This window comes from Methylobacterium sp. FW306-05-D, assembly GCF_058782155.1.
On record NZ_JBYSXL010000033.1, the window covers coordinates 41,345 to 49,381 of the forward strand.

10 protein-coding genes are annotated in these 8,037 nt (G+C 62.3%); 9 read left to right on the top strand and 1 reads right to left on the bottom strand.

The annotated features are described in order from the left end of the window. Nucleotides 1-642 precede the first annotated feature (642 nt). From AC3WLN_RS13175 to AC3WLN_RS13215, 9 genes are all read left to right on the top strand, one after another. A complete protein-coding gene (locus AC3WLN_RS13175; RefSeq protein WP_492481844.1) occupies nt 643-1,977 on the top strand; it encodes a tyrosine-type recombinase/integrase in 1,335 nt (444 codons plus the stop codon). Next, nucleotides 1,967-2,539 (top strand): hypothetical protein, encoded by a 573-nt coding sequence (locus AC3WLN_RS13180; protein WP_492481846.1) that lies wholly within the window; start codon nt 1,967-1,969, stop codon nt 2,537-2,539. Before AC3WLN_RS13175 ends, AC3WLN_RS13180 begins: the two co-directional genes overlap by 11 nt. Before the next feature lie 522 nt (nt 2,540-3,061). Continuing rightward, nucleotides 3,062-3,664, top strand: coding sequence for a hypothetical protein (locus AC3WLN_RS13185; protein WP_492481848.1), 603 nt, complete (start codon nt 3,062-3,064; stop codon nt 3,662-3,664). After that, the gene (locus AC3WLN_RS13190; protein WP_492481850.1) at nt 3,664-4,986 is read left to right on the top strand and encodes a virulence-associated E family protein; all 1,323 of its coding nucleotides are present in this window, start codon (nt 3,664-3,666) and stop codon (nt 4,984-4,986) included. The genes AC3WLN_RS13185 and AC3WLN_RS13190 overlap by 1 nt, the downstream gene beginning before the upstream one ends. 15 nt (nt 4,987-5,001) lie before the next feature. After that, complete coding sequence (locus AC3WLN_RS13195; RefSeq protein ID WP_492481852.1) at nt 5,002-5,322, top strand: hypothetical protein; 321 nt, start codon at nt 5,002-5,004, stop codon at nt 5,320-5,322. 34 nt (nt 5,323-5,356) lie between these two features. After that, nucleotides 5,357-5,962, top strand: a complete 606-nt coding sequence (locus AC3WLN_RS13200) for a hypothetical protein (protein ID WP_492481854.1) — start codon at nt 5,357-5,359, stop codon at nt 5,960-5,962. Next, entirely contained in the window at nt 5,959-6,207 is a 249-nt protein-coding gene (locus AC3WLN_RS13205) for a hypothetical protein (RefSeq protein WP_492481856.1), read from the top strand. Before AC3WLN_RS13200 ends, AC3WLN_RS13205 begins: the two co-directional genes overlap by 4 nt. A 2-nt stretch (nt 6,208-6,209) precedes the next feature. Beyond that, nucleotides 6,210-6,401: a hypothetical protein gene (locus AC3WLN_RS13210; RefSeq protein ID WP_492481858.1), complete on the top strand. Its 192-nt coding sequence runs from the start codon at nt 6,210-6,212 to the stop codon at nt 6,399-6,401. Next, a complete protein-coding gene (locus AC3WLN_RS13215; protein ID WP_492481860.1) occupies nt 6,401-7,081 on the top strand; it encodes a hypothetical protein in 681 nt (226 codons plus the stop codon). The genes AC3WLN_RS13210 and AC3WLN_RS13215 overlap by 1 nt, the downstream gene beginning before the upstream one ends. A gap of 20 nt (nt 7,082-7,101) precedes the next feature. Here AC3WLN_RS13215 and AC3WLN_RS13220 read toward each other — a convergent pair whose 3' ends face one another. Next, nucleotides 7,102-7,866, bottom strand: a complete 765-nt coding sequence (locus AC3WLN_RS13220; protein ID WP_492481862.1) for a lysis system spanin subunit — start codon at nt 7,864-7,866, stop codon at nt 7,102-7,104. Nucleotides 7,867-8,037 lie beyond the last annotated feature (171 nt).

Consider the following 8,037-nt stretch of genomic DNA (forward strand, 5'->3'; position numbering starts at 1 on the left):
CGGGGCGTCACCGGCAGGCCATCGCGTGCGCCGAGCGGACACGTCAGAAAGACCCGGCTCCATGGCGCTTGACCACGAGAGACGCTCGCGGTCGTTCCAACGACCCGTCGGGCACTCCCGGTGCGCCGTCGTATCGATCCTGTCTGCCGAGACTCGAGCCGGATGTGAAGCTGCCGCTACGGCTGGAGTGGGGGCGGCGAGGCGATCGCCCAGGTCTCGGGCGCCGCGCATCGTCGAGTTCAACAGCTTGGCCAGGGGGGACGAGCCGGCCGACGTCTTACCGTCGGAGTCGATTCCCTGCTGGAGGTCCGGGGAGGAGGGAGGAACACCCCGATTCTTCGAATCGCCGATGCGGACGGGAGCGAGAGAATGTCCCCGCCGACCGTGCCGGAGCGGAAGGCATCAGGATGCCAGCAAAAACCGCTGTACAGGCCCGAGGACAAAGCGAGGGGGAATCTATGGAGCGGGCGATCGGGATCGAACCGACGACATTCAGCTTGGGAAATAAACATATCCACGTTCTTTGACGTTCCTTAACGTTGCTGAACATTCCTAAGCCGTTGAGATCGCTTGACTAGCTAGTTCCTCTGCATCTCCCCTCATTCCTGCTCGTTCCTGTCGCGGTGGCGACATGGTGGCGACATGGTCGCGGAGATCACTCGAATGCCCGTCGTACGTCTCAACCGCCGAACGCTCGCAACTCTGCCAATTATCGCCCGGCCCACGATCTTCTTCGACGAGGAACTGAAGGGCTTCGGGCTGCGCGCCATGCCCTCCGGTAGCCGCTCCTGGATCATCGAGTACCGCCCTGATGGCGGAGGGCGCGGCGTCTCGAAGAAGCGCCTGACGCTCGGCTCGATGTCGACGCTTTCTCCCGAAGAGGCCAGGCGTGAAGCTCGCCGCCTACTCGCCAGTGTCGAACTTGGCGAAGATCCCGCCGGCGATCGCTCCACCAGCAGGAAAGCCGGCACCGTTAGCGAGGTTGTTGCCGCCTACATGGGCGAGATACGGGCGACGAAGAAGCCGCGGACGGCGGTGACCTTCGACAGCTACGTGAAGGTCCACATCGAACCGGCGCTTGGAAGCCGGAAGGCTGAGAGCATCACCCGCGCCGACGTCGTAAAGCTGCATCGTTCCATCGGTCGCGATCACCAAGTAACCGCCAACCGCGTCCTAACGCTCCTGGGGACCGTGTTCACGTACGCAGCAAAGGCCGATCTTCTGCCGAAGGATTTCGTCAATCCGGTACGCGACATCGAGAAGTACCGGGAGGAAGGGCGCGAGCGCTACCTGTCCATGGAGGAGATTGGCTCTCTGGGAGACACGCTGCGGCTTGCAGAAACAGACGGTCTGCCTTGGTCCGCCGACAAGAAGCTGAGGGGCGGACCAAGGGCTGAGCACCGCAAGGTGGTGATCGATCCTTTCGCCGTTGCCGCTCTTCGTCTCCTGCTTCTGACGGGCTGCCGACTTCGTGAGATCTTGCATCTCCGCTGGTCGGAGGTTGATCTACAGCGGGGATTGCTTCTCCTCGCCGACTCAAAGACAGGACGGAAGCCTGTCGTCCTCGGCGCCCCTGCCATGGTGATCCTTGCGGGTTTGCCGCGCGTCGGCACCTACGTAATCCCAGGCTACACCCGGGTGGCGGAAGTGGGCGGAGAGGCGGCGGGTGGTGAGAAGCCGCGGTCTGATTTGCACAAGCCGTGGACTAGGATCGCGACGCATGCGGGCCTTGGCGGTGTGCGTATCCACGACCTCCGCCACAGCTTCGCCAGCGTAGGCGCCGGTTCCGGTCTGGGCTTGCAGGTGATCGGCCGGCTACTTGGCCACTCGCGGCCGGAGACGACATCGAGATACGCGCACCTTGCGGATCATCCGTTGCGCCATGCATCGGATTCGATCAGCGGATCGATCGCGGCGGCGCTTGCCGGCCAGGAGCCGGCCGACATCATGGCTATGAGGAAGACGCATGTCGGATGAGGCGAGGGACGAAAAAAGTCTCGATCGGGAACTGCGGACGCCAATACATGCCAAGCACAGAATGGCTCGTCACGACGAAGCCGGGAGGCTTATCGTGGAAACCGATCCGTACGTGTCGGCAGAGATGTTGCGCAAGTTCGAATTGATAGCGGACAGCATGGGCTTGGATCTGAAAAGCCCGGCCACGTGGTTTCTGATTTCTCAGAAGCTTGCTCGCGAATTCGTCCCCGGGTTCCAGGTTGTCTACGACGATCCTGTAGCCCGCGCCCTTGGTCTTCCGAACGCGCTGAGCAAGAAAGGCCCGCCCAGCCATACGCCTGAATATTACACAGATGATGTTGTTATGAAGCTTTTTGACATCGTAAAAGCAGAGGGGATTGCGCGCGATGACAAGGAGGCGGCAGAATATCTTGTAATTGTCATCGCGGCCTCTACTGATGAGATACTACGACGCCCTCACGACAATGCCGAAATACAGCAACGCGCTAAGACGCTTCGCAACAGGGTATCGCGGGCACGAACTCAGGGTAAAGAAGGCGACCATCCCAAAATCCCGCAATAGCACCTACCTTTTAGCGGGATAGAGGCTCCTGCAAATTTCTCCTCGTTCAGGCCGATTGCCCGGCGATGACGAGGGACGAAGTTGATGAATACCCCGCGCCCTTCGAAGCTAATCCCAAGCGCTGTTGTTGCTGGTATGCTCGGTATCAGGCCAAACACCCTCGCAAAGTGGCGGATGTCCGGAGATGGTCCGGAGTATATTAAGGCCGGGCATCTCGTTTTCTACGAAGAGACGGCGATTGATACCTGGAAGGCAGAGCGCCGCCGTCGCTCGACCAGCGATGTTCAGATCGCTGCATAGTGCTCGACGAAAGAAACCCGCCCGCGAGTGGAGCGCGGACGGGCTTCGGAACGGGACCGCGCGGTAACGCGGATCACGCTCGAAGCAATATTGGCCACCCGACTTCAAAGCAACAGCCGGCTTCCACCGAGAAGCCGGAGCCTGACGCATGGGTGTCGCTCGGCGCGGCAGCTCGAGCCGTGGTCGATCGATGTGCCGCAGCTGTCGGCAGGGAGGCCCGTGATGAGTAACGTAGAGCCTTCTGCGCAGTCCACTCCGCTGTGGGTGCGGAATCGGGAACTCGATGCGATCCGCACCGAATTCTACGACAACAGCTATACCGCCCATGTCGCCGACTATGGCATCCCGCGCGAAGCCATTCCGGAGATCTTCGCGCATGCCGGCCTGCTTCGGCTGATCCGCGCCAGTCGCGGGCTCGAACGCTGCTACATCGACCCCGACGGTGAACGCCACCTTGCCATCGAGGCGTTCGAGCCGGATGGCGTCACAGTCGCTGACCTCGTCTTTTGGCACCCTGATCGGCCCGCAGATGTTGCAACAGCAATCGGAGCTGCCACCGGTCTCGGCCTGGCGCAAATACGCAATCCCGCCAGCTTCTATGGCGGCCGCGCGCTTCGCGTGCACCGTACCCCGCTGGCTTGGTTGCGCGCTTCATGCGTTGGCGTCGTCATTCTCGATCGCGCATCGGCTCGTGAGTGGCTGCCCGACGCGCTGGGGCCCATCGCGGCGGAGGACATTGACCACGGCCGAGATCTGGCCCGTCTACTGAGCGGCAAGCTGCCGGCCAGCCGCATCCTCGCTTCCATTCCAGATCGGGCCCGCTGATGGGCAAGCTCGCCTCGGTCGATGATCCCGTTTTCAGCCAGCCAAACGAGCCGATCCCGCTGAAGGGACGGCGCCAAGCTCGCACGCCTCCTTCGGCATCGACCGGTGATTGGCAGGATGCTTATGCTCGGGACGATCGGGGGCAACCTTACGCCAATACCTCGAACGCCGAGATTGCGCTGCGGAACGCGCCTGAGTTCCAAGGAGCGTTCGCCTTCGACGAGCGGGCAAGCGCATGCATGCTTACGCGTCCCCTGCCTGGAATGAAGGCCGAGGGCTTCAGCACCCGGCCGCTTTCCGACACCGACACCTCCCTGGCTCAGATTCACGTACAGCGGAACTGCGGTCTGCCGCGCATCGGCAAGGACGCAATATCCGACGGCATCGACCTCGTAGCTCACGAAGCATCATTCGATCCGTTCCGCGACGAACTCGACCATCTCGTATGGGATGGAGTGAAGCGGCTCGACACCTGGTTCATCAGTCACGCCGGTGCAGCCGATACCCCGTACGTCAGGGCTATCGGCCCGAAGATGCTGATCTCTCTCATCGCGAGGACGTATCAACCGGGATGTAAAGTTGATCACGTCCCGATTCTGATTGGTGCTCAAGGGGCCGGAAAATCGACCACGCTTCGAGTACTCGGCGGCCGACATTTCTCGGACAGCTTGCCGGAATCGCTCACGGGGAAGGATGCGAGCCAGCACCTGCTCGGACGTACAATCGTTGAGATTGCCGAGCTCAACCAGATGTCGAAGGCGACAGCTGCTGAGCTGAAGGCGTTCACCACCCGTCAGGAGGAGCGCTTTCGGCCTCCGTACGGCCGACGCGAAGTGATCCAGCCTCGTCGCTGCATCCTGGTGGGGACGACGAACAGCGACGCGTTTCTGCGTGATGAGACCGGCGGGCGCCGTTTCTGGCCTGTGAAGCTCGGCCGCATCGATCTCGCTGCGCTGACCCAGGATCGGGATCAGCTCCTGGCCGAGGCCGTCGTGCAGTATCGGAACGGCGTCCCCTGGTGGCCGAGCCGCGAGGAAGAAGCCGAGCTGTTCGCGCCCGAGCAGGAAGCGCGCTTTGAGTCCGATGTCTGGGAAGATGACGTCCGCGAGTACCTGATCGGCAAATCTAGCGTCCTCGTCCGTGACATCGCCGCCGACTCCTTAGGGTTTAGCTCGATCAGTCGCGTCGACACCAGGGACCGAAACCGGATCACCGCCATTCTGCGCAGGCTCGGATGGGCTGCGTCGAAGAAGAAGGACTGGAAGGGCAACAAGCCTTTCAGACCGATCGACGCTGACACGTCAGACGTCGATGAATCGTAACTCAGGAGACATACCATGCCTACGGACAGCGAGAACTTCGCCTCCCTCCTCATCCAGAGTGCCGCCGTCGACACGGCGCTCGCCTCTCTGAAGACCGCCCTGGATGCACGGGCCGCCCTGGCGGTACAGATCCCGGCCGTCCGATCGCTTGGCCGGCACCAGGACCGCATGCCCCTTCTGCAGGCGATCAGTGCGGCCGGCTTGGCCCCGTACCTCGCCGGCATCCAGTTGCCGCCCACGGTCCGCACCATGGCCGCCGACGACGCCCTGAACCTGCAGCGCGCCGACGCAAAGCACTACGAGCCCCCGAAGAACGCCAACGGCTGGCCGCTCTAAGCGGCCAACCCCCACCACTGGACCGGAGGCCCCCATGACCGCCAAGAATTCATCCGACTACGCCCGGGACGTCGCGACCTTCGACGAGCGCCTCCGGGACAACGCGACGGAGACCCGTTCCGTGGAGGAGCGCCGGTGCCAACTCGCTTATGCGGCGGCGACCGACGACGCCGACGCCATCACCGAGTTGCGCCAGGTCGAGGAGCGGGCGCGTCTCCTCGACACCAGCAGCCGCAACCTGACCGCCGCCCGTGAGACAGCGCTGAAGCTCCAGCGCGAAGCGGGCGAGCGGGAGAAGGTGGAGAGCTACCGCCGGCGCTGCCGATCGACCCAGGTTCTGATCGAGGAAGCCGGCTGCCTCAGCGCTGACGCCGATGCAGCGATGCAGAAGGCAGCCGGCTTGCTGGTCAAGCGGCGCGCACTGCTCGAACAGCTTCGATCGCTCGGCATCGTCGAAGGCCAGATCATCGACGGCCTCACGCACGCCGGCCCGCTCATGTCCGCCCTATCAGCCAGCGGTCTGCAGGAGCAGATGGGAACTGGCCCGTCGAGCGCGATCTACGGCAGCCTCGAGGACCATACCCGGGCCAGCCTCTCCCTGCCGCCTCAGGCGCGACGCGTGCTGGACGATGCCGCATGAGCGCCGGCTTCGGCCCTTGGGCGCCCGGGCTGGACCCGAGCGAACAGCGCGCCCGGTTGCGCAGCCTGCGCGCCCTGGCGCGCGCCTACTGCGGTCCGCGGGCGCGGGACCTCTGCCTCCGCCTTGCCGAGGCTGAAACCGACTCGGGCGCCCTGGAACCAGCGGCCCAGGCATTGGACCGCCTCGCCCCCCTCGATCGGCGGCAGGTCCTCGGCGCCTATTCTGGCCTGGCCCGGAGGATGTGACCATGGCTGACCATGCTGCGCAGATCGCCGAATGGCTGGTCAACGGGGAGGTGTGCGCCCCCGGAACGTCACCGGCGGGCTGGACGGCGGAGATCCTGACGCGTCTGCCCGACGCCACAATCGACGAGATCGAACGCGGTTTCGCCATCGCGCTTGAGATGCAGATCGCGGACAGCATGGCAGGGGATGTGTGATGACACCCAACGAACGACGCCGCAGCAACATCGCCGCCCGGCGGAAGATCCGAGCCGACATGAAAGACCGCGGGTTCAACTTCGCGGAGGTGCGGTTCCTCGATCGCCTCGTCGAAGGCATGCCATGGGCCGATGCAGCCCGCGCATCTGGGGTGCCGAAGTGGAAGGCCGGCAATCTGATCGCGATGCCAGAGTTCCGGGCCGAGCTGTTCCGGCGCATGACAGCCGTCCGCGCCGCAGAGGGCCCGAGGAACCTGGCCCTTGCGCTTAAGCTGCGCGACGACGGATTCGAACCGAACGCCTCGGCTGCCGACAAACGCGTGGCCCTGGAAGCTGTCCGCCACCTCGAGGGTACCGACTTGCGGCCGGGCACCGTTGTAAACGTCGGGGTGAAGATCGGCCCCGGCCTGATCGTGGATCTAAGCGACGACGAGGCGGAGCCGCCGATGCGGGACGTGACACCGACGCAGCGCGTCTTGCTCGCGTCGCCCCCTGCGCATCTGCGCGGCCCGGTGGACATGGGCGAGGAGCCTGAGGAGGCGGCAGAGGTTCGCCAGGAGTCGACCCCCGCGCCCTTGATCTCGCAGCCAACGGAGCCTGGGTTCAGAAGGCGGACGTTCGCCCAGGACGTCCCGCGTCCGATTCAGATTAAGCCCTACCATATAAAGCCGCGGGGCTGATTTCTAAGTTCCCATCGTATTTAGAACGAAGACAGTTCTATCGCGAGTTTTTCTCTACGTGCCTTGCTCTGCGGTGAATTGTACAGCGAGCCAGTGTCTTCGACGCCGCGGAAAAAAGCGCCAAGCCGTGCATTAACAAAGACGAGATCTTCCGTCCATTCGAGAAAATTGCTGTGCATGTGCTCATAAACCGCCATCGCCATTTTCTCGTCTGGGAAAGCCACTTGTTCCCCAGTATTTTTAAATCTCGTTCTGCTATATATTGAAAACACATCTCCGGCGATAGATGGGCCCAGGAGACCGATGTCGGGCATGACTTTCTCCCAAATGGGCACATGCCAAGTTGCTGGTCTCAAGCTTAGCATTGACGCTGGGGGATTTCGGCCAGCCGCTCTGAGTAATGCAATCTGGGTTCGTAGTATGGTCATCTGACTGTGAATATCGTTTAGCAGCGTCGTGAACTCAGCCATAAGTGCAGCAGCGACAGTTCTAGCCTGTGCGTTCTTGGCTTCTCTTGCTGCGTTATCGTTGAGTTGCCCCTGGTGTTCGCGAGCTGCGCGCTCGATCTCGGCGCGATGAGACTGGGCTTTAATGAGATTTTCGAAACCCTTTTTCGTCGTCCAGGCGACTCCGCAAAGCCCCAACAGAGCTCCCAAACACGCTCCCCAAGCGGCAGGCAGATTCGAAAGCTTGTCTAATATAGAGGCGGATGGAAGCATAAAATTCAGTGCCGCTATAGACAGCACAACTACATTTACGATGATAATAGCAGGGACGAGCATCATATACTCTGTTCCTTGAATACAATTTCTTTGGGCGCTGGAGATTCGAGAGGATGTCTGCGGAGGTTCTATGAACCGTATACGGCGATCCTGGACCCTCCGAACAGCGGGCACCATTCGGAAAACAAAAATTTTGGAGGTCAGTCGCGCGTACGAGCGAGGAGCTACTGATTC